The sequence below is a fragment of the Craterilacuibacter sinensis genome (genome assembly GCF_009831765.1).
In the GTDB taxonomy this organism is placed as follows: domain Bacteria; phylum Pseudomonadota; class Gammaproteobacteria; order Burkholderiales; family Chromobacteriaceae; genus Craterilacuibacter; species Craterilacuibacter sinensis.
Window position 1 is genome coordinate 49,257 of sequence record NZ_WSSB01000002.1, and the last position, 24,146, is coordinate 73,402.

The window sequence follows — 24,146 nt, forward strand, 5'->3', positions numbered from 1 at the left end:
TCAGCGCCTGCTGTTCCAGTTATGAATCGCTTCTTTCTTGTTGTCCGCTTGGGCGCCGATGCCGGTGCAATTGCCTTGACCTATATACTCCATACACTGCACCCAGAAACGGTGTGAACCCGCCTTGACCAGCTCGGCGCGCGAGCCGCATTTATTGCATGGTTTGATCACAGTGGTGTTAGTTTCCGTCATGGTCATCTCTTTTCGGTTCGCTAGATCAGGATCATAGCGTATGACCACGCTTGACCCGCTTTCATTTCAAGCCAAAGTTAAGCAATAGGGAAATGGCAGTTGCAAACATTACCGCGGCAATCACACCATCCAGAATGCGCCAGCTGGCCGGCTTGGCAAAATAAGGTGCCAGCCGTCCGGCTAAAAATCCTACCGTAGAGAACCACAAGACGGAGGCAAGCAATGCGCCTCCGATAAAGGACAGTCGCCCGGCCTCGCCGTAAGCGGCAGACAAGCCGCCAATCAATACCACGGTATCCAGCCACACATAAGGGTTGAGCAAGGTCAGTAGTAAAACACTACGAATAGCACCGCGCCGCTCATGCACGATGTCACCCTCCAGCGAGGAAGCCTGTGGTTGCAACGACGAGCGCAAAGCGCGTAACCCAAGCCAGGCAATAAACCCGGCACCCAGCCAGCTGACAATGGTGATAAACCCCGGAATAGCAGCCAGCAAGGTACCGATGCCCAACACCCCCAGACTGATCAGCAGCACATCGCAGACAATGCAGATTACAACGATAGGCAAGATATGACGGCGGGCAATACCCTGCCGGATCACATAAGCATTTTGTGGTCCGATGCCGATAATCTGACCGGCAGCCAGCGCAAATGCGGACAGGAAAACATTGATATTAAACATAACTGGCCGCCACAATTAAACCATAAGCATACATCTTAACCATACAAATAAAACAATATCCGCCCTGCTTTGCCACCTGCTTCTCCTGATAGAAGCGCATCTCTGAAACAGGTGCTGCGCTAGAATAGCCGGCACCATCCTCCCGCCACTTACCATTCAATGCAGATTACGACCGAAGCGTTTGCCCTGCAGCCGCATAACTCCCGTACCATTTTGCGCGCATTGGCCCTGTACAGGCAGCCCTGTACCCGCACCACCTTGGGCAAGCTGCTGGCCAGCCTTAATTGGAACGATGACGAGAGCCGGCGTTTCAAGATGAATACGCTGCAGGAAACGCTTACGCTATTGCGTGAGCAAGGCTGGGTAGAAGAACTGCCCAACCGCACCGGTTACTGGCAACTCGCGGTCGAGATCATCACTGCGGCTTACCTCGACATGCTGGATAGTGCGCCTGCCCGCGATTTGCAACAGGCACTGCTGGATGTGCATGAATTAGGAGAACTCAGCTTACGGATGTGGCGGCCCTATTTCTCCAGCCCGGAAATTGCCGTCAGCGTGCTGCGGCTGGAACTGTATAGTGGCAGCAACCCGCAACGCATGCACAGCTTCGAGTCCTGGTGCCGTAGTAGCGACGATTGGGAGGCGCTGCTGCAATCGGCGGGACTGGATGACTTCGACCCCATGCTGTTTAAACGCCTGCACCCGCAGATGCAGGCCCATCTGGCCACAGTCGCGCTATTGCGCCTGCAACTGGGATGGGATGAGCGCTATGGAGAAATGCCACAACTGGCACAGGCATTGCTGGATCGGGGTCATCATGCCGGCCCGCTGCCCCAAGCCCTGATCGAATACGCCATTCTGTCCGGCCAGCCACAGCGGGTGGAAGCCATCATCAGTCAGGTTGACCAGGCTCAAAGCGCCTACCAGAACACATGGCCGGGCTATATCGCCTGCGCCCGTGCCGCCGTGGCGGCTACGCACGGACAATGGGCCAGCGCACAACAGGGCTTCGAGCAGGGCCTGGCTCTACTGAGAAAAGCCAACGGGCGGCGCAAACAACTGATACACGACACCATCGCCTGGCTCTATCCGCTGTCCTTGATGGCGCAGCAGACACCGGCCCAGCTGGAGCTGGCGCGCAAGTTCTGCGCCGCCGAAGCCGGCAGCAAGAATCCGGGAAACGACAGCCACTGGGGGGTACTGTGCAACGCCGTCCGTATCCGCTTGGGCGAGTTGCCGCGTGCGGCCTGCTCTTTCAGCCTGCAAAGCTCGCAATATTACTACCACGATGTCGATTTCTGGCGCTTACTGGCGCGCGTCTGGTTGCTGGAACCAGGCAAGACTCTCTCTTTGACCGATGCCGAAAAAGAAGCCGTTGCGCTGGTGCATGCCCTGCTCAAGAGCTGTGGCCTTAACTGGATGGTGGAACAGCTGAATGCCGCACGGGCACACAGCCATGGACAATCGGTAAGCAGCCCGTTTTTTGCCGGCCAGCGTAATGAAAGCTGGCGTATCACGCTGGCCGCGCTGACGGCCCTGGGCAATAGCACGGCCAACACCACGACCGACACCAGCACGCGCCTGATCTGGCAGATTGAGCTTGGCGACAATGACGAGGTGCGCGCCATCACGCCGCTTGAGCAAAAACAGGGGGTACGCGGCTGGGGTAAGCCCAAGGCGGCGCCCTTGTCGCGACTGGCCAAGGACGAAAAACTGCCGCCAGAAGACCTGCGCGTCGTCCGCGCCATCCGCAAGGCCTACGGCAATACCCTGTATCTGGACCTGGCCAGCGCCATCGTGGCCCTGGTCGGCCACCCCATGATCGAGCTTTCCGATGCACCCGGGCAAAACATCGAGCTGATAGAGGCCATGCCGCAACTGGAAGTCGTCGAGCTCAATGGCGAACTCAAGATCAAGGTCATACCCGCCATGCGCCCGTCGCCACTCTCGCAAAACTCCTACCTGACAGCGGTGCAAGAAAAAGAGCATGAGGCGCTCAGGCTGATTAGCGTACTGCGCGATTCATCGACCCGCGCGCGGCTGGTCCGCTTTACCCCCGAACAACAGCGTGCCGCACAGCTAGTAGGAACAGGACTGAGCCTGCCAGCTCAGGCACGCGAGGAATTGCAACAGGCACTGACGGGGCTGGCCGGTCATTTTCAGGTTGAAGGCAATCAGATTGATGCGGCACGCGAAACCGTTGCCGATGCGCGCTTGCGCGCCGAACTCTCGCCCAAGGATGACGGTCTGGTGCTGCGTCTGGTCGCGGCTCCGCTGGGCGAAGCCGGCCCACGACTGATACCGGGCCATGGGCGCGCCCAGCTGATTACCCGTCTGGGCGGTGAGGCGCTCAGTGCCAGCCGCAACCTGAAAGCCGAAGCCAGGCATCTGGATGAGGTACTGGCCGCCGCCGACATGCTGGACCCGCTGCCGAGCAAAGCACCACAGGAATGGGAGATTGCTGCGCCGGACGACGCACTGGCACTATTGGCCATACTGCCGGAACTGCCGCAAATCGCCGGCATAGACTGGCCGCGCGGCAAAGCCATACGTGTAGCGACCCTGCATCCTGCTGCAGTCAAAATCAGCGTCAGTAGCGGGCAGAACTGGCTGGCTCTGCAAGGCGAAGCCAGCATAGACGAGCAGTTGGTGCTGTCGTTATCGACCCTGCTCGAGTTTGCCAAGACAGAAAACCGCTTTGTCGCGCTGGGCGATGGCCAGTATCTGACGCTGACGCAGGAATTACGCACGCGGCTGGCGGAAATCGCCACCGTCGCCGACATCCACAAGGACGAAGCGCGCATACCGCAACTGGCAACGCAATGGCTGGATCATGCACTGGACGGGCTGGACATCACCACGGATCCGGCCTTCAGTGAACGCTTGCAACGCCTGAGTGCCGCCAGCGACAGCAAGCCCGCCTTGCCCGGCGGCTTGCAGGCCGAACTGCGTGACTACCAGCACGATGGCTATCAATGGATTATGCGTCTGGCCGCCTCCGGTTTCGGTGCCTGCCTGGCCGACGATATGGGTCTGGGTAAAACGCTACAGGCGCTGGCCGTCTTGCTGGCGCGCGCCAAAGACGGCCCGGCGCTGGTCGTCGCCCCCACTTCGCTAACCGGAAACTGGCAAGCCGAAGCACGGCGTTTTGCACCGACGCTGAATGTCAGCGTTTATAGCGAGGGCGACGATATCAGCCGCAGCGATATGATAGAAAAAGCACAGGCCGGTGATGTGCTACTGGTGTCGTATACCCTGCTATTGCAGGCCAGCGCGGCTTTTTCAGCAAAGGTCTGGCACACACTGGTGGTCGATGAGGCGCAAGCCATCAAGAATGCACAAGCCAAACGCAGTCAGGCCGTATTCGAGCTCAATGCCGATTTCAGGCTGGCGCTGTCCGGTACTCCAATCGAAAACCGCCTGTCCGAATTGTGGGCCATCATGCGCTACTGCAACCCGGGGCTGCTTGGCAGCAGCAAGCGCTTTGGCGAACGCTTTGCCAATCCGATAGAGCGGGAAAACGACCGCCATGCCCAGCGCACGCTGCGCCGCCTGATAGCGCCTTTTATCCTGCGCCGCACCAAGCAGCAGGTGCTGGACGAGTTGCCGCCACGCACCGAACTGGTCCTGGCGGTCAAACCCGGTGCGGCCGAACTGGCCCATTACGAAACCCTGCGCCGTCAGGCCTTGCAGCAAGCCGAGCAAAGCATGAGCGAGGGCAATAGCGCGCAGGCACGGATGAATATGCTGGCGCAACTGACCAAGCTTCGCCGTGCCGCTTGCGACCCGCGCTTGGTCAATCCGCAACTGGGTCTGACCGGTGCCAAGGTACAGGCCTTTGCCGAACTGGCCGAAGAACTGGTTGCCAACCGCCACAAGGTGCTGGTGTTCAGCCAGTTTGTCGATTTTCTGGCCTTGCTGCGCGAGCCGCTGGACAGCGCCGGTATTGCCTACCAGTATCTGGATGGCTCGACTCCGGTTGCCGAACGCAATCGCCGCGTAGCGGCATTTCAGGCCGGCGAAGGCGAGCTATTCCTGATCAGCCTCAAGGCCGGCGGTTTCGGCCTTAACCTGACCGCCGCCGACTATGTCATCATCGCCGACCCGTGGTGGAACCCGGCAGCCGAAGACCAGGCCATGGGCCGCGCCCACCGTATGGGGCAGCAACGCCCGGTCACCGTCTATCGTCTGGTCAATGAAGACACGCTGGAACAAAACATTATCGCAATGCACCACGACAAGCGCACACTGGCTGACGGCATACTGGAAGACGGTGGCGGCGCCGTCGTACCGTCCGGCGAAGACCTGTTGGCATTAATACGCGGCTGACCTCCCTGACCATCAAACTGCCCGCAGCCCTGTCGCGGCGGGCATAAGGAAAACCAAACTCATGAAATTGTCTAAACCGCGGAGCGCCCATGCCTATCTGGGTTGATGCCGATGCCTGCCCCAAGGTCATCCGCGAAGTCTTGTGCCGTGCAGCCGAACGCACCGCCATGCAGACTACCTTTGTCGCCAACCAGCTGTTGAGCGTGCCATCTTCGCCACACATCCGCGCCCTGCAGGTTCCCAAGGGCTTCGATGTAGCCGACAACGAAATCGTACGCAGGGTAAACTGCGGCGACCTGGTGATTACCGGCGATATTCCACTGGCGGCCGAGGTACTGGCCAAGGGGGCAGCCGCACTGAACTGGCGCGGCGAGCCGTTTTCCACGGAAACCATCGCAGCGCAACTGACCATGCGCGACTTTATGGAAACACTGCGCGCCAGCGGCATCCAGAGCGGTGGCCCGGCCACGCTTAGTCAGGCCGACCGGCAGGCTTTTGCCCGCCAGCTCGATAGCTGGCTTGCCCGGAAAAAATGCAATAAACATATTTACATTGGCAAACAACACCAAACAGCTTGATATTTACCCTAAAATTGCGACTCACCCAGCTGCATTCCGAACAATATGATCAAGTGTATTAACGTAGCCGACCTTAGGGTAGGCATGTACATCCATGACCTTAATTGCGACTGGATGTCACACCCTTTCTTAAGCAAACGCTTTCTGGTGCGCAGACCGGACGAAATCGAAAAAATTGCCGCCAGCGGAATCCATGAGGTGTACATCGACACCAGCAAGGGGCTGGATGTGGACCATGCCCCTACCGCGCATGAAGTCAAACAGCAACTGGAAAGCGAGATCATTGCTTTTGCCAGCAGTACGCAAGCTTTGCCGCGCAAGGTGGAAGCTTATAGCGAGCTATCCCAAGCCAGACAGATCAATGAGCAAGCCAATCAAATTGTCTTCGACATCATGCAGGATGTGCGCTTGGGACAGCAGGTCGAGCTGGAGAAAATGGAGCCTGCCGTTACACGGATGACGCAATCCATTCTGCGCAATAATGGCGCCCTGCTATCGCTGTGCCGTATCAAAAACAAGGACGATTACACCTTCCGCCATTCAGTCAGCGTGGGTGCGCTGATGATCAGCTTCTGCAACGCGATGGGAATGGACAAGCAAACCATACATCTGGCCGGTATAGGCGGCATGCTGCACGATATCGGCAAGATGAAAATACCGGACAGCATCCTCAATAAACCGGGAAGGCTGACCGAAGACGAGTTCGGTATCATCAAATGCCATGTCGTCGAGAGCAAACAAATTCTGCAAGCGACCAACGGCATTTCCAGCCAATCCATCGAAGTCGCAGCCCAGCATCACGAACGGCATGATGGCAGCGGCTATCCGGCAGGACTCAAGGGAGACGAGATTTCTCAACTGGGCCAGATGGCGGCCATTGTCGATGTCTACGATGCGCTGACTTCAGAGCGTTGCTACCACAATGCCATGTCACCAACCGATGCACTCCGGAAAATTTACGAGTGGTCAAAATTCCACTTCAACCCTCAGCTGGTGCAGGCATTTATGCGCTGTATCGGCATTTATCCGGTCGGCACGCTGGTCATGCTGGAAAGTGGCCGCTTGGGTGTCGTTATCGAACAGAACGATAACAGTCTGGCCGCACCCAAGGTCAAGGTCTTCTTCAGCAGCAAGAGTAATACCCATATCCGGCCGGAAATCGTCGATCTGTCGCGAAACCTAGGGATGGGAGGCGGAGATAAAATCGTACGGCACGAGTCCGCCAGCAAATGGCGGCTGGATCCCTTACGCTTCCTGTAAAAGATCAAGGCGCCGGATATTTTTCCGCATTCTTGCGCAGCTTGTCAGCTAACGCATGCTCGAGATCAACGCCGGTCACTTGCGCCAGCCGTACCAGATACAGCAACACATCGGCGATCTCCTCGCCCAAGTGCTCGAACTCGGCCGGATCATCAGCGATGGCAGCCGCTTCGGCATCTGTTTTCCACTGGAAGATCTCGGCCAGTTCTCCCACCTCCCCGGTCAGCGCCAACACCAGATTTTTCGGTGTATGAAAGCGCTGCCAATCCCGCGCATCGGCAAAATTCTGCAGCGCTTGCAGCAAGCGCGCCGCATCCAGCAGCTTATCCCGGTTCATCGCCATGATCGCCTCGGTCAGGATTTGCGGGAAAAAAGACGTGGACGCGTATCCGTCGAATCCGCAACCGAAGGAGCCGCGGCTTGCACCACCTTGGCTGCACGCGGCGCAGCTGCTCTGGCCTGTCTGGCCTTCATATTGGCAAACAGCGACTCAACCTTGGCACGCGCCCATGGCGTACGCCGCAGGAAAATAAGGCTGGTCTTGATGCTGGGCTGAAAGGTAAAACAGCGAATCTTGATGCGCTGCCCGAGATCTTCCCAGCCATAATGCGCAACCAGTTCGTTCAGCATCGCTTCCAGCGTGATGCCATGCATGGGATTATCAGGTTGGGGCGAGGTCATAGCAGGCTTTCAGAGAGGGAACGAAGATTCAGCATAGGCGCTTGCCCAGCCATAAAACAAAAAGCGCCATCAGGCGCTTTTTTGCTACATAAATTAGGGTGGTGCCCCGGGCCGGGGTCGAACCGGCACAGCCGAAGCCGAGGGATTTTAAGTCCCTTGTGTCTACCAATTTCACCACCGGGGCCAGACTGCAGCAGATGCAGTCAGGTTGCAGACTTTACCACATTTTCATTCGGAATTTCAGCCCCTGATTAAGGGAAGTTCTGCTTTTATCCGTTATCAGCCACTAAAAGTCGTTTTTTTGGTATAGGCACAAAAGCCCGGTCTAGGACCGACCTGCGGATGTTTGCGGCAGGTATTGGGCCGCACATCGTAAATAGTGCACAAACGCGTCTTTTGATCCAGATAACTGCAATCACCATTGGCGCGGCGCGACAAGGTAAACAGGCTGTTCTTGAAGTTGAAATGCTCAATCAGCTTCTGCTTTTGCAGACGCTTGGCAATATCCTTGATTGGCTCTTCCATTTCGAACTCGTCAGCCAGCCCCATCCTGATCAAATCAGGCAAGCGCACCTCGACAGGCATGGAGCAACAACTACTGATGCAGCTATCGCACAGACCCTGCTTGTATTTGGTCCAGGTATCGGTCCGGTTTACATCAGCACACACTATGTTTTCCTGTCATGTCATTATCGTGTTTCACGTGAAACACCTTACTGCGGACGCTGGCGATAGAAAGTCAGCGGCATGGTAACCGGCACGTCGGATGGCGGCGGCGTTTTCAGTACATGTTTCTTCATCGTGCCCATCACATGCATTTCACACGGACGGCAATCAAAAACCAGGGTATAGGTCTCGTTTCCAGACTTGAGTGTCATCGGGTCGGCACGTACCTGCCCCATCACCCCTTTTACGCCCTTGGCCTGCTTGGGGCACAGATTGAAGCTGTAACGCAGGCAATGCTTGGTGATCATCAGGCTGACTTCACCCTCTTGCTGATGCGCCTCGTAAGCCATGTCCATGACTTCGACCCCATGCTTGCGGTAAAACTGCCACGCCAGCGGGTTGTAGACATTGGCCAGATAGCTGAGCGTTTTCTCCGGATAAGCAACCGGCGGCTCGACCGCCGCTTTGCGTAGCTGGCGTGGCCAGGCGGCAACGCGTGCGGCCTCCAGTCTGGCTATTGCCTCACGGCGCAAGGCATTAATGGTGGCGCTCGGCACAAACCATGGCTGCCGTAATCTCAGCTCGATATCATGTGCGCAGAACATGGTATTGCCGAGCTTGCCCAGATTGTCGCGCAAACCCGACTCTGCGCGCGCTGCATCCTTCGCCGGCTCCAATGCCATGTCGGCAGCCACTTCCACCTGCACACCGTCGCTATCGGTCAGCGATAGCAGCAAGCCCTTGTCGTTATCGCTCAACGTGAGCCATACCCCGACTTTGCGCTCGGCCGATTTTTTCAGCAGCGCCAACTCCCAGGCATGATCGCGGTTACGACAGATATCGGTACCCGGCTTCAAGCCCTTAAGCAGGGAGACATCATGTGGCTCGACCCGCCAGATTTCACCTTCGCCACCACGCCCGATCTTTTTCACGGTATTGGCGTGAAAGCCGACCACTTCACGCTTCTGCATGAAATTCAGGCCGTCACCGTTGTGCAGTTCTTCCTTTGCCTCCAGTTCGAACCAGTCCTGTCCCACCTTGGTAACGACGCCCAAACCCAAACCGACAAATTTGGGCGAATCGAAAGCACCGATATCGACCTTGCGCCCGGTGGCGAAATAATCAGTGGCACCGCGATGGAAGGTTTTGTCCGGGTCCGGCGCAAAGAAGATCTCGCTATCGCCGCTGGATGCACGCGCAAGTTCAGGCCGGCGTTCAATGATTTCGTCGAGCAGCAAGCGGTAATGTGCGGTGATGTTTTTGACGTAGGACACATCCTTGTAGCGCCCTTCTATCTTGAACGAGCGTACTCCCGCATCAACCAGCGCTTCCAGATTGGCGCTCTGGTTATTGTCCTTCATCGATAGCAGGTGCTTGTCGAATGCCACGACCCTGCCCTGATCATCGGTCAGGGTGTAAGGCAGACGGCAGGACTGCGAGCAATCACCACGGTTGGCACTGCGGCCATTATCGGCATGACTGATATAGCATTGCCCGGAAAATGCAACGCATAAAGCGCCATGAATAAAGTACTCGATGGCAGCCCCGTCACCTACCGCCGCAGAAATCTGCCGTATCTGCGGAATGGTCAGTTCACGTGCCAACACCAGCTGTGAAAACCCGCTATCGGACAGAAAACGGGCTTTTTCCACACCGCGTATATCGCATTGGGTCGAGGCATGCAGCTGGATAGGCGGCAAATCCATTTCCAGAATGCCCATATCCTGCACAATCAGCGCATCGACGCCGGCATCGTATAGCTGGTGGATCAGGGCACGGGCAGGTTCTAGCTCGGCCTCATGCAAAATGGTATTGAGCGTAACAAAAATGCGGGCATGGTAGCGATGGGCAAACCGCACCAGCTCGGCGATGTCGGCCACACTATTACCGGCATTATGTCTTGCCCCAAAGCTGGGTCCGCCTATATACACCGCATCCGCGCCATGCAAAATGGCCTCGCGCCCTATTTCAGCGGTTTTGGCAGGCGACAGAAGCTCCAGCTGGTGCGATAGCAGACTCATTAAACATCCTTGGGGCAAAAATAGTTGGGCACAAACAGGCAAGGGGCGGAAGTATAGCGGAATCAGACACTTGGATAAACAAGTACACCCGGTATCCGCCAGATAAAGCGCTACGGCTGCAGGATCTGGCTTGAATCAAGGCTACTGTAAAGAACAAGTAAATATGCGATACTTTGGCGTTATTATTATGAAGCAGGCATGAGGCTGAGCATGGATTTCGAAAAAGCACGATTCAATATGATTGAGCAGCAGATCCGTCCGTGGAATGTACTCGACACCGATATTCTGGATCTGATGTTTCACGTGAAACGCGAAGATTTTGTCAGTGAAGCGCTGCGCACCCTCGCTTTTACCGACAATGAACTGCCGTTGCCCAATGGCAGCCTGATGCTGCAGCCCAAAATCGAAGCACGCATGCTGCAAGACCTGAACGTGCAGCCGACAGACAAAGCATTGGAGATCGGTACAGGCTCCGGCTATGTCACGGCACTATTGGCTAGTCTGGCCAGCCATGTTTACAGCGTGGAAATCGATGCCAAGCAGCGCGAACGCGCGGCAGAAAACCTCAAGCAAGTTCGTTTGCAAAACATCACTCTGCTTGAAGGCAATGGTGTCTCCGGTTTGCCGGCCCATGCGCCTTATGATGTCATTTTCGTGGGTGGATCGCTGCCCGTGGTTCCCGATGAGCTCAAGCAGCAGCTGGCCATCGGTGGACGCATGATGATTGTCACCGGCGACCTGCCTGTTATGCGTGCCCTGCTGATCAAGCGTGTAAGCGAGCAGGACTTCAGCAGCGAAGAAATGTTCGATACTTGCGTCGCTCGCCTTGAACACGCAGAAGCCGTCGAACCAGAACGCTTCGTTTTCTGATGGTGCGCGAAATCCGTGCCGGCGAACTGTCGGACTGGCTGACAGACGATCAACGTCCCCAGCCCTTGCTGCTTGATGTGCGAGAACCATGGGAAGTCGAAATTGCCCATATTGCCGGCTCCCGTACTATTCCTATGCACCTTGTTCCGCTACGCATGAACGAATTGCCGGACGACACGCCCATCGTCACCATCTGCCATCATGGTGTACGCAGCTTTCAGGTGGCGCTTTATCTGAAAAATGCCGGGTTCGACGATGTGCAAAGTCTGGCAGGCGGTGTCGAAGCATGGGCATCTGCCATTGATCCAGCCATGGCACACTACTGAACAACAAGCAGATGCCGTATTTGACAACAAACCGGGCCGCCTTGAGCGGCTCTTTTCTATAGTGCACCCATGTCAGAACTGAATTATCTCGATACTGCCCTCTCACGGGTTCATCCGGCATGGCTTGCCACTTTCAGGCAAGCCGATATCGCACACCAGTTACAGCAAATTGACCAAGCACTGACAAAACGCACTCAGGCGGGGGAAATCATCTATCCGCCACGTGATGCCATTTTTGCGGCTCTGGGCAAAGCACCAGACAAAATACGGGTCGTGATCCTGGGACAGGATCCCTACCACGGTGACGGAGAAGCCATGGGCCTTAGCTTTTCCGTACCAGACGGCGTCCGTATTCCACCTAGTCTGCGCAATATCTATAAGGAAATAGCCAGTGACCTTGCCCTGAGTCTGCCAACGTCCGGCAATCTTTCAGGCTGGGCAGACCAAGGCGTTTTGCTACTGAACAGTGTTTTGACGGTAGCTGCCAATCAGGCGGGCAGTCATGGAAAACTGGGTTGGCAGCATGTTTGCGATGCCCTGCTCGATACGCTTAACCGGGAAAACCCGGGCTGCGTCTTTTTGCTCTGGGGAAACTGGGCGCAAAGCAAGGCAAAGCGAATCGACAGCCAGCGCCATGCGGTTTTTTGTGCGGCTCACCCTTCTCCCTTGGCGGCCTATCGTGGTTTTTTTGGCTGCCGCCATTTTTCGCAAGCCAATGCCTGGTTACAGGCACATGGTTATGCTGCCATCGACTGGTCTGCAAAATAACATATCTTCCGCGCTTGCAATATGCAAGCGCCCCTCATCCCGGCATCCTTACGGTGCGGTAAAGCCTGTATTTCATTCATTTGGCTCTAAACAGACAGTCCACCTGTTATCTGCTGGGCTCTGTTAAGCGCAGCAAGCTGGCTGTACACGCTTTTCGCTATCGCTGCCTCATCACCCCCAGTTAAAAGCCGTAGCGTCCTTGCAGCCGCCTTTAGCGGCTCATCATCTTTAGCCCAAGCCGGCTACGTCATCACCGATTCCGTTCATACCCAGCCTTGATGTGGATAAGTTCAGGAATCTACTCAGTCAACACCGTTTGCAAGCGTGATGCTGGGTATGAATCTGCTACTCCCCGCCGTTTCTACAGTCTATTTCTCACTGTGTAGTAGAGAAAACCGGATTTTTATCAGCCTGTTTGCCGGTAAAAAAGTTGTTCACAAGCTTGCCCATCCGGATTTGCATTCAGCTTGCTCTATTGCTTGCAAGATCAAAACTCAATGTTGAGCAGCTTGCGTTATCACGCACAGCAAACAAAAAAACAGTAACACTCTGTTTTTAAACGATTTATGTATTTTTGCAGATCATCCTCTGTGGGTAATCATGCCGCGATAGGTGAAACCTATTGCCAATGGTCTATTTCGTATAGCTGTGTACTTCAAGCCTTGACCTTGCCAAGTACTTTTTGTAGACCGCTTTTTGAAAACGTTCTGTTTGGCAAGGTTGTTCAAGGGTTAGGTTTTTTAGTCTTGTTTTATTCATATAAAAACTGATGAAGCTTGATGAAGTAGGTGCCCATCTGTTGATAAGTCAATTTTATCCTTTAAATTCAATCAACTAAGTTCGCTGCGAGCTTGTTTGCCCTTGCTGTTTTTAGCTTGGATGGCTTGTGGGTAATTTTGCATGCTTAGTTGGTAAGACTCTTATCCACATGCTGTACGTGCTTGTTTGTGTCTGCGCATGTATATGTTTTTTTGCCTGCTCATCATTGCTTCACTAAGTTCTCTTATTAAAATTGATGATACTGATGAAGGCGGCTAATTTTGTGGGTAAGCGGTAAAAATCCAATAAAATCATGGCTTAGAGCTGTGGATTAGCTATGGATAGTTTGGGTTGTCTGAGGTCTGACAGCTTGTGGGTAGTTCTCATAAAAGTTTTCCACAACGACTTATGCACATTCAGTTTGCTGTGTTTAGCTTGGTTAACGACAGCCTCCCTCGTACAATGCGCGGCATGATAAACGTGCTGATTGTGCGTACTTCGTCGATGGGCGACCTTATCCACACCTGGCCGGCCATTACCGAACTGCTTGCGCACTACCCCAACCTGCGGCTGTCCTGGATGGCCGAAGAAAATTTTTGCGATATTGCCGGCCTGCATCCGGGTATCTCTGATGTGATTCCCATTGCCTGGCGTCGCTGGCGTCGATCCTTGCTGTCTCCTGCTACCTGGTCCGAGATAGGGGCTTTGCGTGCACGATTGCGTGCTACGCATTGGGACTGTGTTCTGGATAGCCAGGGCCTGGTGAAAAGCGCTATTCCGGCCCGCCTGGCCGGAGGAACGCTGGTGGGTTACGACAGGCAAAGTATTCGTGAGCCTTTGGCCAGCCTGTTGTATGACAAAAAAATGGCTGTAAGCCGTAAATTGTCTGCCATAGAACGCAACCGGCAATTGTTTGCCCGTGCATTCGGCTATCAGTCGGGCGGCGCACCATGCTTCGGCATAGATAGGGGGGAGCGTCCCGACTGGTTGCTTGTGGATAACTATGCCGTGCTATTGCACGCGACCAGCCGCGAGTCAAAGGAATGGCCTGAAACCAGTTGGGTGACGCTGGGGACCTGGCTTAATACACAGGGTGTACAGAGCATCCTGCCATGGGGTAATGAGCGCGAGCGTGTACGCGCCCTGCGCCTGGCTGAGGCGATTGATGGTGCTGTCGCGGCACCGCGCTTGCGTTTGCGTGAGGCTGCGGGCTTGCTAGGGCACGCACGGGCTGTGATTGGTGTCGATACCGGCCTGACTCATCTGGCCAATGCGCTCGATGTACCACTAGCTGCAATTTATACCGATACCGATCCGGCTTTGACTGGTATCGTTGAAACGGCCTGTGCCCGTAATCTGGGCAATATCGGTATCTGCCCTACGCCGCAAGAGGTTCAGGCTGTGCTGCAGGCGATATGGAGTGGTGTATGAGCTGGCGCAAGCCCTATTCCTGGCTGTGGATAGGCATAGCGCCCTTGATCAGGTGCTATCTGCGGCGCCGCGGCAGGCGCTCTCCCGCTTATCTGCAGCACTGGGATGAACGCTTTGCCGAAAACCTGCAGCCTGCGCGCTTAAGTCCGATCTGGATACATGCGGTGTCGGTTGGAGAGACGCGTGCAGCATTGCCACTGGTGCAGGCATTGCGCCGTGCCTGGCCTGACGTGCCGCTGTTGTTGACGCAGATGACGCCTACCGGCCGTGCAACCGCACAGGAGCTCTACCCTGACGCCGAGGTGCGCTATCTGCCTTACGACACGGAGGACGGCATCCAGCGTTTTCTGGATGCCTACCAACCCAGATTCGGCATCCTGATGGAAACCGAGATCTGGCCCAATCTGATTGCGGGTTGCCAGCAGCGCAAAATTCCCTTGTTTCTGGCTAATGCCCGGCTATCGGAAAAATCGCTCAAGGGCTATTTGCGCGTAGTCGGGCTGATTCGTCCGGCGCTGGCTGCACTGTCCGGCATTGCCGCGCAAACGCCGGAAGACGCATCGCGCCTGGTCCAACTGGGCGCACAGGCTGTCCGTGTATGCGGCAATACCAAGTTTGATTTTACTCCGCCGCCAGACAAGCTGGCCTTGGGGGAAACATTCCGCCAGTGGGTAGGCGGGCGGCAGGTGCTGGTGTGCGGCAGTACGCGTGAGGGCGAGGAAGCGCTGATTCTGGCGGCCTGGGCCAAGCATTTACCGGACAATACCTTGCTGGTGCTTGTTCCGCGTCACCCCGAGCGCTTTGATGAAGTCTATGCTGCCGCACTTGCCTTGGGTCTGGACGTGCAAAGGCGCAGCGAGAATGCCGCAGTGGCACCGGGCACGCGAGTCTGGCTGGGGGATTCGATGGGCGAGCTGTTTGCCTATTACGCGCTGGCAGATCTGGCTTTTGTCGGTGGCAGCTTGTTGCCCTTGGGCGGGCAAAATCTGATCGAACCGGCAAGCCTGGGCGTGCCGGTCCTATTCGGGCCATCCATGTTCAATTTTGCCGAGGCAAGCCGGCAGGCTCTGGCTTGTGGTGCTGCCTTGCAAGTGGCGGACGCGGATGAGTTACTGGCAACAGTCGCGGCTTTGCTGGGCGATAGCGAACAATGTGAGGCCATGCAGGCGGCAGCGCTGGCGTTTACCCATGCATATCAAGGTGCCAGCGAACGCATTGTCGAGTATATCCGGGCGCAGAGTCCGGGTTTGAGCCCTTAACGTTCCCCGGTTTCCTCTTCTTCCGTTTCTCCGCTGGCCCAGAACAGGCGATCGGGAATCATCAGGCCCATGCCGGGGCGAAAAGCATAGCGCAAGGCTTGCCAGGTATATTCCTGTGCCTCGCGTACCGCCTGGGGCAGTTTGGCTCCCCCGGCAACCATGCCGGTGATGGCGGCGGCTAGTGTGCTGCCGGCACCATGATAGCTGCCGGGCAAGCGCTGCCAGCGGTCGCGGCGGATTTCCCCCCCTTGGCCGTACAGCACATTGCAGATATCGCTGGTGCTGTCATGCGTGCCACTGAGCAGGACATATTCACAGCCGAGTGCCGCCAGACGGCGGGCGCATTCTTCCGCGTCCGGGTCCTCGTCATCATCGGTATCATTGATGGCCAGGCGTCTGGCCTCGTGCAGATTGGGGGTAATCAGCATGGCTTGTGGGATCAGCATCTCGCGCAGCGCATCAATTAGGTCCTGGTTGGCGTATTCGTCGGTGGTGCCGCTAAGCACCGGATCGAGAATCAGCGGGATATCCGGGTAATCGGAAACCAGTTCGGTAATGACTGCAATGTTTTCTACGCTGCCGGTCATGCCGACGCAAAAAGCCGCCACCGGCATATCTTCCAGCAGCATGCGTGCCTGATCGGCCAGCCATTCCGGTTCCATAATCAGCGCACTCTCCATGGAGCAGCTATCGCGCACGGTAACGGCGGTGATGACGGACAGCGGATGGCAGCCCAGGCTGGCGAGCGTAAGCATGCTGGCCTGAATGCCGGCACCGCCAGACGGATCGGAGCCGGAAAGCGTCATGACGATAGGGGGAATCGGGCGCGGGGTATCCAAGGTATTACCTCATTTGCATGGCTGGACTTACAATAGCCATTTTAACTGAATATCGTGGGGATTGAATCATGCAAACCTGGATGTGTCTGATCTGCGGCTTTATGTACGACGAAGAAGCTGGTCGTCCGGAAGACGGTATTGCGCCGGGCACCCGCTGGCAGGATGTCCCTATGAACTGGACTTGCCCGGATTGTGGTGCGCGCAAGGATGATTTTGAGATGGTAGAGATCTGAGTTTCTGCTTGCTGCAGGACGGGAGTGGATATGGGGTTAAGAAAATCGTCCGCCAAAACGGTGCTGCTGGCCGTGGCTGCGAGCTTGCTGCTGGGGGCATGCCAGAGCACGACCATGGGTGGCGCGGTCGGCGCCCAGCGCAAGCAGTTGCTACTGGTGTCATCCGCCGAGGTCAATGCCGGCTCGGCACAGGCTTACCAGCAAAACCTGCTCAAGGCCAGAAACAGCCAGACGCTCAACAGCAACAAAGCCTACACCCGGCGGGTCAAGGATATTTCCGCCAGGCTGATTCGTCAGGTGGCGGTCTATCGCCCGGATGCGGCGAGCTGGAACTGGGAGGTGAATGTCTTTACCAGCCCGGAAGTGAACGCATATTGCATGCCGGGCGGCAAGATCGGTGTCTACAGCGGCATTATCGATCAGTTGCAGCTGAACGACGACGAGCTGGCTGCCATTATCGGCCATGAGATCGCCCATGCCCTGCGTGAACATAGCCGTGAAAAAATCTCGCAAGATGTGGCGCAACGTCAGGGGCTGGCACTGGTGGGGGCACTGGCCGGTTTGAGCCAGGGCCAGATGGATATGGCCAATATGGCCGGCCAGTATGCGCTGACCCTGCCCTTTTCACGTGGCATGGAAACCGAAGCCGATGTGATGGGGCTGGAACTGATGGCACGTGCCGGCTACCGGCCCGATGCCGCAGTGAGCGTATGGCGTAAAATGGCCAGACTGGGTGGCGGCGGACCGGAATTCATGTCGACCCACCCATCCGGTTCGACGCGCATTGCCGAATTGTCGGCGCATATTCCGCAAGTCATGCCTTTGTACGAGGCCGCACTGCGCAAGCGCTGAGTCTGTTTCACGTGAAACATGCGGGCGATAAACGCCCGCAAACGGAGCGCACTTTTGGCTTATCTCTATCTCAAGGCTTTTCACATCATCTTTGTGATGTCCTGGTTTGCCGGCCTGTTTTACCTGCCGCGCTTGTTCGTCAATCTGGCGATGGCGGGTGAAGGCGCCGAGTACGACCGTTTATTGTTAATGGCGCGCAAGCTGTACCGCTTTATGGCGCCATTGGCCTTGCTGGCGCTGGCTCTGGGCATCTGGCTATGGCTGGGTTTCGGTTTTTCCGGTGGCTGGCTGCATGCCAAGCTTGCGCTGGTGGCCGGTCTGATCGGCTATCACCTGTATTGCGGCAAGCTGTACCGTGATTTCGCTGCACGGCGGAACCATCACAGCCATGTCTGGTACCGCTTCTTCAATGAAATTCCGGTGCTGGTGCTGGTGGCGGTAGTGCTGCTGGTTGTGGTCAAGCCGTTCTGATATGGCCTGCGAAATCGAACGCCGTTTCTTGCTGTCCGGTGAGGGGTGGCGTACTGCGGGTACAGGCTTATGCTTGCGCCAAGGCTTTGTCTCGCTGGATGCGCACCATTCGGTGCGGGTGCGCATTGCCGGCGGGCAGGCGTGGCTGACCATCAAGGGCGAGAACATGGCGATAAGTCGCCCCGAGTTCGAATATGCGATACCACTGGCTGACGCCGAAGCCATGCTGGCCGGCTTGTGCAGTTACCGGGTCGACAAACGGCGTACCCGCGTGCGCTACGCCGGCAAAGACTGGGTCATTGACGAGTTTTTCGGCGACAATGCAGGCTTGGTACTGGCTGAAATAGAGCTGGCTGATGAACACGAAGAGTTTGCCCGCCCGCCATGGCTGGGTGAAGAAGTGACGCAAGATGCGCGTTTCAGCTATGCCTATTTAAGCCAGACCCCCTACTCCCGCTGGACGACGGCTTGATACCTGCGTCCGGCTTGATTTTTTCCCTATCCATCAGGAACGACCTTATGTCCCGCAATCTTGAACTGTTTGAACGTGGCAAGAAATCCATCCCCGGTGGCGTGAATTCGCCGGTACGCGCTTTCGGCTCGGTGGGAGGGACGCCGCGCTTTGTGAAAAAAGCAAACGGCCCGTATTTCTGGGATGCCGACGACAAGCAGTACATCGACTACATCGGCTCTTGGGGCCCGGCCATTCTGGGTCATGCCCATCCCGAAGTCGTGGCGGCGGTACAAAAGGCTGCCGAAGGCGGCTTGTCGTTTGGTGCACCGACCGAAGTCGAAATCGATATTGCGGAAGAAATCTGCAAGCTGGTGCCATCGATAGAGCAAGTAAGGCTGGTGTCCTCCGGCACCGAAGCCACCATGAGCGCCATCCGTCTGGCGCGTGGCTTTACCAAGCGCGATGCCATCATCAAGTTTGAAGGCTGCTATCACGGCCACTCCGACAGCCTGCTGGTCAAGGCCGGCTCCGGCCTGCTGACCTTCGGCAATCCGAGCTCGGGTGGTGTGCCGGCCGACTTCACCCGCCATACGCTGGTGCTGGAGTACAACAATGTCGAACAGTTGCAACGCACTTTCGACGAAATCGGCCACACCATCGCCTGTGTGATTCTGGAACCGATTGCCGGCAATATGAATTTGATCAAGCCGAGCGAGGCTTTCGTCAAGGCGCTGCGTGCGCTGACCGAACAGCACGGCACGGTGCTGATTTACGATGAAGTTATGACCGGCTTCCGCGTCGCGCTGGGTTGTGCGCAGAGCCTGCACGGCATCAAGCCCGACCTGACTACGCTGGGCAAGGTGGTAGGCGGCGGCATGCCGTTGGCGGCATTTGGCGGCCGCGCCGACATCATGGCCTGCATCGCTCCGCTGGGTAATGTCTATCAGGCCGGAACCCTGTCCGGTAACCCGGTCGCGGTTGCTGCCGGCCTGACTACGCTCAAGCTGATCCAGCAGCCGGATTTCCATGCCGAATTAAGCCGGCGTACCGCCCGTCTGGTCGAAGGTATTGTGGCTGCCGCGCGCGAACTGGGGGTGACATTATGCGGCGACAGCGTGGGCGGCATGTTCGGCCTCTACTTCTGTGAAGAGATTCCGTCGACCTTTGCCGAGGTGACCGCTTCCGATCGCGAACGCTTCAACCGTTTCTTCCATGCCATGCTGGCCGAGAGCGTGTATCTGGCGCCATCGGCCTATGAGGCCGGCTTTGTTTCCATCGCCCACAGCGACGAAATTATCGAGCAGAGCATCGCCGCTGCCCGCCGCGCGCTGGCTACGCTGTAACCCTTATCTTTTCCACAAAAGCGGCAGCCATCTGGCTGCCGCTTTTTTTGCAAAGTACGACGGACAGCTAAAAAACATGTTCTAAATGATAATGATTTGCATTATCATGGCAGGCATGAAAAGAAACCCATTTGCCATTGCCACTCTTGCTGCCGTCACCGTGTTACACGGTGTCGTGTTGTATGCCGGCAACCAAGCCGTATTGCAGCCACCACAGCCGCTGCCTGTGGTGGTAATGCAGATGGCCAGTATTCCGGCCAGTGCCGACGCAGCCGCACTGGTTTCTGCACCTGCTGTTACCCCGGCGCATGTGCCGCCCTCTTCTGTGCGCCCGGCATCGAATACTGCCACGCGTCCTGCGAGCCTGCCCGTTGCGCCCGCTCCCGTCAGCCAGCAGCAAGGCGAGGTGGCGCCTGATAAGGCCACCAAGACCGGCAGCAAGGCAGCGGCGGCTGCCGAGGGCAAAAGCGATACGGCCGCTACACCTCAAGAGGGGCAAGCCAGCCTGACCCTGCCGCAATATCGCGGCGACTATCTGCACAATCCCAAACCCGCCTATCCGCCGCTCTCGCTCGAGCTTGGTGAGCAGGGTACGGCCGAATTCAGGGTGGAAGTCAGCGCATCGGGCGAGGCCTTGTCCGTGGAGCTAGCCAAAAGTAGCGGCTACCCGCGACTGGATCGCGCGGCACGCGAAGCCGTCCAGCGCTGGCGTTTCCTCCCGGCCCGTCGCGGTACGCAGGCGGTTGCCCACAGCTTTGTTGTCCCTGTCAATTTTTCACTCAAGTCTGCCCAATCATGAATCTGATGCTTGTTTTCCAGCAGGGCGATGCCGTCCTGACCTCCGTCTTCTTATGCCTGATCGTAATGTCCATCCTGACCTGGACGCTGATCGTGCTGCGCTCGCTGCAGCTGTGGCGTACGCGCCGTGCCAATGCCCAAGTCGAAAAAGCCGTATGGGCGGCAAGCGACTGGCGTACGGCATTGAACACGATTGCCGACAGCCCGGCCCCTTTGGCGCAGCTCGCCCGTGAGGGGGTGGAGGCGGCCAGCCATTACCGCGTACATGCCGGCCAGTCGCTGGGGCAGGCATGCGGCCTGGACGAATACCTGACCCGTGCCTTGCGCCGTGGCCTGATGCGCGAGGCGGCCAGACTGGAGTCTGGCATGACGCTATTGGCCTCGGTCGGCTCAACCGCACCCTTTGTCGGCTTGTTCGGTACGGTATGGGGGATTTACCACGCGCTGGTCGGCATTGGTGCCAGCGGTCAGGCCGGCATTGATGTGGTGGCCGGGCCGATAGGCGAAGCGCTGGTCGCGACGGCGGCCGGTCTTGCCGCTGCGATTCCGGCGGTACTGGCCTACAACGCGTTTACCCGGCTGCAGCGGGTCCAGTCGCAGCAGATGGACCACTTCGCCCATGATCTGCATGCGCAGTTGCTGACCAGTGGAGGGCGCAGCGATGGCGTTCGGTAATTTCAGCGAGGATAGCGGCGCACCTATGGCCGAAATCAATATGACGCCGCTGGTCGATGTGATGCTGGTACTGCTGGTGGTGTTTATTGTTACCGCACCACTACTCAGTAACGCGGTACGGGTCGATTTGCCCCGCGCCGCTGCTGCCACCCATCAGGACAAGCCGGAGCAGATACGCCTGGCCATCGATGCGGCAGGCGCATTGTGGTGGAACGATGCGCCACTGAACGAGGCTGTGCTTGCTGCACGCCTGCAAGCTGCGGTGGCTTCCCATCCCGATGTTGAACTGCATGTGCGCGCCGACAAGGCGGTGCGTTACGAGCTGGTGGCCAAAGCACTGGCCAGCGCGCAGCAGGCCGGTATCAGCCGTATCGGTTTTATCACCCAGCAACCCTGAGTTTCCTGCCTGACGATTTATCCCGCGCCCAGGGAGGGCGACGTGCGTCTTGCGGCAACATGGTTTTACGTGCAACCCACTGATAATAAGAGAGAAATGATGAAGCAAGATTTGAAGCGTAACGGCTTGGCCGGGCAGCGTGGCGCAACCCTGGCGGCCGGCATGCTGGCCGCCGCCTTGTGCCCTGCTCTGGTTCAGGCGGCAGAGCAGGCGCAGCGTCTGGATGCGGTGCAAGTCGTCGGCGAGCAGGCGGTACGCGGTACGCTGGCCACCGGCGCATCGAGCATAGGCAAGACCTGGCAGCAGCTGCGTGATATTCCGCAGTCGGTTACGGTGATCAACCCGCAACTGATAGCGGATCAGGGCGCCGATACGCTGAAAGATGCGTTGAAGAATGTCTCCGGGCTGACTTTTGCTGCTGGTGAAGGTGGACGCACCGGCGATCAGGTGGTGATGCGCGGTTTTGTCACCACCACGGATATGTTTGTCGATGGTGCACGCGATATCGGCCAGTACACGCGTGACCTCTTCAATACCGAGAAGGTCGAAGTGCTCAAGGGGCCCAGCTCGATGCTGTTCGGACGCGGCTCGACCGGTGGCGTGATCAATCTGGTCAGCAAGCAGCCGTATGCCGGCAATAAGCAGGAGGCTGAGCTGACCATCGGCACCGACAACAAGCGCCGTGCCACGGTCGACGTCAATTACGCCGAAACCGACAATATGGCACTGCGCATGAATGTGATGGCGGAGAAAAAGAACAATGGCCGTACCGTCAATGATGACGAGCGCTACGGCTTTGCGCCATCGGTCGCCATCGGTCTGGATGGCCCGACCTCGCTCACCCTGTCGTATATGCACCTGACCGAGCACAACAATACCGACTTTGGTGTGCCGTTCGATCCGAATACGCTCGAGCCGCTGGATGTGCCGTACGATCGCTACTATGGCCTCAAAGGGCTGGATTACGAAGATACCAAGACCGACCTTGCCACCGCGGTGCTCGAACATCGTTTCAGCGACAAGAGCAAGATCAAGAACCAGCTGCGCTACGCGCGCTACGAACGCGATGCTGCACCAATCGCGGCGCGGCTAGACAGTGCCAAGCCGGGGGTAATGAAGCGTGAACTCAAGCAGCGCAACGGCGTCGATGAAACCTGGTCCAACCAGACCGATTTCACCACCGACCTCGAGCTCGGCGGTATGCGCCACCAGTTGCTGGCAGGCCTTGAGCTGACGCGCGAGCGTTCGTATACCGATCGCCACGACAATCTGACGGGTACTTCGCAACCCTCGACCAGTGTCGGTGCGCCCAATCCATCCGATACGCCCAATCTGCGCTGGGGCAAGACCAGCCACCGTGACTACGTCGCTGATGGTGCCGCGCTGTACGGTCAGGACTTCATCACCCTGAATCCGACATGGAAAGCGCTCATTGGCGCACGCTTCGACCATCTGAGTGGCGATTACCGTACGCGCAACCTCAACAAGGATACCGGCGCCGTGCTTGCCAGCTCCTATGACGCCAGCCGCAGCGACAATGTCTGGAGCTGGCGTACGGGCCTGATCTGGCAGCCGGATGCGACGCAGTCTTACTACGTCAGCTACGGCACTTCGTTCAATCCGTCGGGTGAGGCGTATGCTCTGGACAAGGCGACCCAGAAGGTCGGCCCGGAGAAAAACCGCAATATGGAGCTGGGTGCCAAGCTCGATCTGCTGGAAGGGGATGTGCAGTTGCGCGGTGCCCTGTTCCGCATCGAGAAAACCAACGAACGCAATACCGACCCTCTGGTCCCCGACGTGGTGACCCTGTCCGGCAAGCGCCATACCGACGGTATCGAGTTTGAAGTGGCTGGCCGTCTGAGCGAGCGCTGGGAAGTGTTTGCCGGAACCACCTATCTCGATGCAACCATAGATAAGGCCGGCTCCACCATGGGTACCGAAGGCAAGCGTCCGCGCAATACCCCGAATCTGAGCGCGAACATCTGGACCAGCTACCGCTTCACGCCCGAAGTGACTGCCGGTGCCGGCGCCAACTGGGTCGGCAAACGTTATGCGACCGAGGCCAACACCAATGTGCTGCCCGAGTACGTGGTCGTGGGCGCGATGCTGGCATACGAGACGCGCCACTACAAGGTTCAACTGAATGTGAACAACCTGTTCAACGAGAAGTACTACCAAGGCCTGTACGCCGGCCACGCCTCCTATGGCGAGCAGCGCAATGCCGAGCTGACGCTGGGCATGAAGTTCTAAGCCTTAAACCCC

At 57.3% G+C, this 24,146-nt stretch carries 24 protein-coding genes and 1 tRNA gene; 17 read left to right on the forward strand and 8 right to left on the reverse strand.

Annotation, left to right across the window (positions count from 1 at the left end; translation table 11 throughout):
• Positions 1-192 carry a Lar family restriction alleviation protein gene (locus tag GQF02_RS02770; RefSeq protein WP_124735541.1) on the reverse strand — a complete coding sequence of 64 codons (192 nt, stop codon included), beginning with the start codon at positions 190-192 and terminating at the stop codon, positions 1-3.
• A gap of 61 nt (positions 193-253) precedes the next feature.
• Complete coding sequence (locus GQF02_RS02775; RefSeq protein ID WP_160794693.1) at positions 254-874, reverse strand: LysE/ArgO family amino acid transporter; 621 nt, start codon at positions 872-874, stop codon at positions 254-256.
• Between the two features lie 159 nt (positions 875-1,033).
• Between GQF02_RS02775 and GQF02_RS02780 the strand changes: the two genes are divergently transcribed.
• From GQF02_RS02780 to GQF02_RS02790, 3 genes are all read left to right on the forward strand, one after another.
• Entirely contained in the window at positions 1,034-5,203 is a 4,170-nt protein-coding gene (locus tag GQF02_RS02780) for a DEAD/DEAH box helicase (RefSeq protein ID WP_160794695.1), read from the forward strand.
• A gap of 89 nt (positions 5,204-5,292) precedes the next feature.
• On the forward strand, positions 5,293-5,781 hold the full coding sequence (locus GQF02_RS02785; RefSeq protein WP_160794697.1) for a YaiI/YqxD family protein: 489 nt from the start codon (positions 5,293-5,295) through the stop codon (positions 5,779-5,781).
• A gap of 45 nt (positions 5,782-5,826) precedes the next feature.
• Positions 5,827-7,041: an HD-GYP domain-containing protein gene (locus GQF02_RS02790; RefSeq protein ID WP_160794699.1), complete on the forward strand. Its 1,215-nt coding sequence runs from the start codon at positions 5,827-5,829 to the stop codon at positions 7,039-7,041.
• 4 nt (positions 7,042-7,045) lie between these two features.
• Here GQF02_RS02790 and GQF02_RS02795 read toward each other — a convergent pair whose 3' ends face one another.
• From GQF02_RS02795 to GQF02_RS02815, 5 genes are all read right to left on the reverse strand, one after another.
• On the reverse strand, positions 7,046-7,378 hold the full coding sequence (locus tag GQF02_RS02795) for a nucleotide pyrophosphohydrolase (protein WP_124735534.1): 333 nt from the start codon (positions 7,376-7,378) through the stop codon (positions 7,046-7,048).
• Positions 7,379-7,395: 17 nt separating this feature from the next.
• Entirely contained in the window at positions 7,396-7,722 is a 327-nt protein-coding gene (locus GQF02_RS02800; protein WP_160794701.1) for a VF530 family protein, read from the reverse strand.
• A gap of 99 nt (positions 7,723-7,821) precedes the next feature.
• Positions 7,822-7,906 (reverse strand) — tRNA-Leu (locus GQF02_RS02805).
• Positions 7,907-8,001: 95 nt separating this feature from the next.
• Complete coding sequence (locus GQF02_RS02810) at positions 8,002-8,391, reverse strand: YkgJ family cysteine cluster protein (protein ID WP_160794703.1); 390 nt, start codon at positions 8,389-8,391, stop codon at positions 8,002-8,004.
• Positions 8,392-8,435: 44 nt separating this feature from the next.
• The gene (locus GQF02_RS02815; RefSeq protein WP_160794705.1) at positions 8,436-10,409 is read right to left on the reverse strand and encodes a peptidase U32 family protein; all 1,974 of its coding nucleotides are present in this window, start codon (positions 10,407-10,409) and stop codon (positions 8,436-8,438) included.
• A 210-nt stretch (positions 10,410-10,619) separates the two neighbouring features.
• Between GQF02_RS02815 and GQF02_RS02820 the strand changes: the two genes are divergently transcribed.
• The 5 genes from GQF02_RS02820 (at position 10,620) to waaA (ending at position 15,822) form a co-directional block, all read left to right on the forward strand.
• Positions 10,620-11,279: a protein-L-isoaspartate O-methyltransferase family protein gene (locus GQF02_RS02820; protein WP_124735530.1), complete on the forward strand. Its 660-nt coding sequence runs from the start codon at positions 10,620-10,622 to the stop codon at positions 11,277-11,279.
• On the forward strand, positions 11,279-11,605 hold the full coding sequence (locus tag GQF02_RS02825; RefSeq protein WP_160794707.1) for a rhodanese-like domain-containing protein: 327 nt from the start codon (positions 11,279-11,281) through the stop codon (positions 11,603-11,605). The genes GQF02_RS02820 and GQF02_RS02825 overlap by 1 nt, the downstream gene beginning before the upstream one ends.
• A 69-nt stretch (positions 11,606-11,674) precedes the next feature.
• Positions 11,675-12,373, forward strand: coding sequence for a uracil-DNA glycosylase (gene ung, locus GQF02_RS02830; protein ID WP_160794709.1), 699 nt, complete (start codon positions 11,675-11,677; stop codon positions 12,371-12,373).
• A gap of 1,230 nt (positions 12,374-13,603) precedes the next feature.
• A complete protein-coding gene (waaC, locus tag GQF02_RS02835; RefSeq protein ID WP_160794711.1) occupies positions 13,604-14,563 on the forward strand; it encodes a lipopolysaccharide heptosyltransferase I in 960 nt (319 codons plus the stop codon).
• Positions 14,560-15,822, forward strand: coding sequence for a lipid IV(A) 3-deoxy-D-manno-octulosonic acid transferase (gene waaA / locus GQF02_RS02840; RefSeq protein ID WP_160794713.1), 1,263 nt, complete (start codon positions 14,560-14,562; stop codon positions 15,820-15,822). The genes waaC and waaA overlap by 4 nt, the downstream gene beginning before the upstream one ends.
• Here the strand turns inward: waaA and thiD are convergent.
• The gene (gene thiD / locus GQF02_RS02845; RefSeq protein ID WP_220789304.1) at positions 15,819-16,661 is read right to left on the reverse strand and encodes a bifunctional hydroxymethylpyrimidine kinase/phosphomethylpyrimidine kinase; all 843 of its coding nucleotides are present in this window, start codon (positions 16,659-16,661) and stop codon (positions 15,819-15,821) included. The genes waaA and thiD overlap by 4 nt on opposite strands.
• Positions 16,662-16,729: 68 nt before the next feature.
• On the opposite strand from thiD, the gene GQF02_RS02850 reads away from it, so the two are divergent.
• The 9 genes from GQF02_RS02850 (at position 16,730) to GQF02_RS02890 (ending at position 24,134) form a co-directional block, all read left to right on the forward strand.
• Complete coding sequence (locus GQF02_RS02850) at positions 16,730-16,894, forward strand: rubredoxin (protein ID WP_124735525.1); 165 nt, start codon at positions 16,730-16,732, stop codon at positions 16,892-16,894.
• 30 nt (positions 16,895-16,924) lie between these two features.
• Positions 16,925-17,746: a M48 family metallopeptidase gene (locus GQF02_RS02855; RefSeq protein WP_160794715.1), complete on the forward strand. Its 822-nt coding sequence runs from the start codon at positions 16,925-16,927 to the stop codon at positions 17,744-17,746.
• A 54-nt stretch (positions 17,747-17,800) separates the two neighbouring features.
• Positions 17,801-18,217 (forward strand): CopD family protein, encoded by a 417-nt coding sequence (locus tag GQF02_RS02860; protein ID WP_235930036.1) that lies wholly within the window; start codon positions 17,801-17,803, stop codon positions 18,215-18,217.
• A 1-nt stretch (position 18,218) separates the two neighbouring features.
• Positions 18,219-18,689 (forward strand): CYTH domain-containing protein, encoded by a 471-nt coding sequence (locus GQF02_RS02865; protein WP_124735522.1) that lies wholly within the window; start codon positions 18,219-18,221, stop codon positions 18,687-18,689.
• Between the two features lie 47 nt (positions 18,690-18,736).
• Positions 18,737-20,014: a glutamate-1-semialdehyde 2,1-aminomutase gene (hemL, locus tag GQF02_RS02870; RefSeq protein ID WP_160794719.1), complete on the forward strand. Its 1,278-nt coding sequence runs from the start codon at positions 18,737-18,739 to the stop codon at positions 20,012-20,014.
• A gap of 115 nt (positions 20,015-20,129) precedes the next feature.
• A complete protein-coding gene (locus GQF02_RS02875) occupies positions 20,130-20,813 on the forward strand; it encodes an energy transducer TonB (protein WP_235930037.1) in 684 nt (227 codons plus the stop codon).
• Positions 20,810-21,487, forward strand: coding sequence for a MotA/TolQ/ExbB proton channel family protein (locus GQF02_RS02880; RefSeq protein ID WP_124735519.1), 678 nt, complete (start codon positions 20,810-20,812; stop codon positions 21,485-21,487). Before GQF02_RS02875 ends, GQF02_RS02880 begins: the two co-directional genes overlap by 4 nt.
• A complete protein-coding gene (locus tag GQF02_RS02885; protein WP_160794723.1) occupies positions 21,474-21,884 on the forward strand; it encodes an ExbD/TolR family protein in 411 nt (136 codons plus the stop codon). The genes GQF02_RS02880 and GQF02_RS02885 overlap by 14 nt, the downstream gene beginning before the upstream one ends.
• 99 nt (positions 21,885-21,983) lie before the next feature.
• Positions 21,984-24,134, forward strand: a complete 2,151-nt coding sequence (locus GQF02_RS02890) for a TonB-dependent receptor (RefSeq protein WP_235930038.1) — start codon at positions 21,984-21,986, stop codon at positions 24,132-24,134.
• The last annotated feature ends 12 nt before the right edge of the window (positions 24,135-24,146 follow it).

What these genes read in the sequence shown, in the direction of transcription:
- GQF02_RS02785 (WP_160794697.1), top strand. Translation starts at nt 5,293, where the DNA reads ATGCCTATCTGGGTTGATGCCGATGCCTGCCCCAAGGTCATCCGCGAA.
- GQF02_RS02855 (WP_160794715.1), top strand. Translation starts at nt 16,925, where the DNA reads ATGGGGTTAAGAAAATCGTCCGCCAAAACGGTGCTGCTGGCCGTGGCT.
- GQF02_RS02800 (WP_160794701.1), bottom strand. Translation starts at nt 7,722, where the DNA reads ATGACCTCGCCCCAACCTGATAATCCCATGCATGGCATCACGCTGGAA.
- GQF02_RS02775 (WP_160794693.1), bottom strand. Translation starts at nt 874, where the DNA reads ATGTTTAATATCAATGTTTTCCTGTCCGCATTTGCGCTGGCTGCCGGT.
- GQF02_RS02795 (WP_124735534.1), bottom strand. Translation starts at nt 7,378, where the DNA reads ATGAACCGGGATAAGCTGCTGGATGCGGCGCGCTTGCTGCAAGCGCTG.
- GQF02_RS02890 (WP_235930038.1), top strand. Translation starts at nt 21,984, where the DNA reads ATGAAGCAAGATTTGAAGCGTAACGGCTTGGCCGGGCAGCGTGGCGCA.
- ung (WP_160794709.1), top strand. Translation starts at nt 11,675, where the DNA reads ATGTCAGAACTGAATTATCTCGATACTGCCCTCTCACGGGTTCATCCG.
- GQF02_RS02770 (WP_124735541.1), bottom strand. Translation starts at nt 192, where the DNA reads ATGACGGAAACTAACACCACTGTGATCAAACCATGCAATAAATGCGGC.
- GQF02_RS02880 (WP_124735519.1), top strand. Translation starts at nt 20,810, where the DNA reads ATGAATCTGATGCTTGTTTTCCAGCAGGGCGATGCCGTCCTGACCTCC.
- GQF02_RS02850 (WP_124735525.1), top strand. Translation starts at nt 16,730, where the DNA reads ATGCAAACCTGGATGTGTCTGATCTGCGGCTTTATGTACGACGAAGAA.
- GQF02_RS02875 (WP_235930037.1), top strand. Translation starts at nt 20,130, where the DNA reads ATGAAAAGAAACCCATTTGCCATTGCCACTCTTGCTGCCGTCACCGTG.
- GQF02_RS02885 (WP_160794723.1), top strand. Translation starts at nt 21,474, where the DNA reads ATGGCGTTCGGTAATTTCAGCGAGGATAGCGGCGCACCTATGGCCGAA.
- waaC (WP_160794711.1), top strand. Translation starts at nt 13,604, where the DNA reads ATGATAAACGTGCTGATTGTGCGTACTTCGTCGATGGGCGACCTTATC.
- GQF02_RS02815 (WP_160794705.1), bottom strand. Translation starts at nt 10,409, where the DNA reads ATGAGTCTGCTATCGCACCAGCTGGAGCTTCTGTCGCCTGCCAAAACC.
- hemL (WP_160794719.1), top strand. Translation starts at nt 18,737, where the DNA reads ATGTCCCGCAATCTTGAACTGTTTGAACGTGGCAAGAAATCCATCCCC.
- GQF02_RS02780 (WP_160794695.1), top strand. Translation starts at nt 1,034, where the DNA reads ATGCAGATTACGACCGAAGCGTTTGCCCTGCAGCCGCATAACTCCCGT.
- GQF02_RS02790 (WP_160794699.1), top strand. Translation starts at nt 5,827, where the DNA reads ATGATCAAGTGTATTAACGTAGCCGACCTTAGGGTAGGCATGTACATC.
- GQF02_RS02825 (WP_160794707.1), top strand. Translation starts at nt 11,279, where the DNA reads ATGGTGCGCGAAATCCGTGCCGGCGAACTGTCGGACTGGCTGACAGAC.
- GQF02_RS02865 (WP_124735522.1), top strand. Translation starts at nt 18,219, where the DNA reads ATGGCCTGCGAAATCGAACGCCGTTTCTTGCTGTCCGGTGAGGGGTGG.
- GQF02_RS02820 (WP_124735530.1), top strand. Translation starts at nt 10,620, where the DNA reads ATGGATTTCGAAAAAGCACGATTCAATATGATTGAGCAGCAGATCCGT.
- waaA (WP_160794713.1), top strand. Translation starts at nt 14,560, where the DNA reads ATGAGCTGGCGCAAGCCCTATTCCTGGCTGTGGATAGGCATAGCGCCC.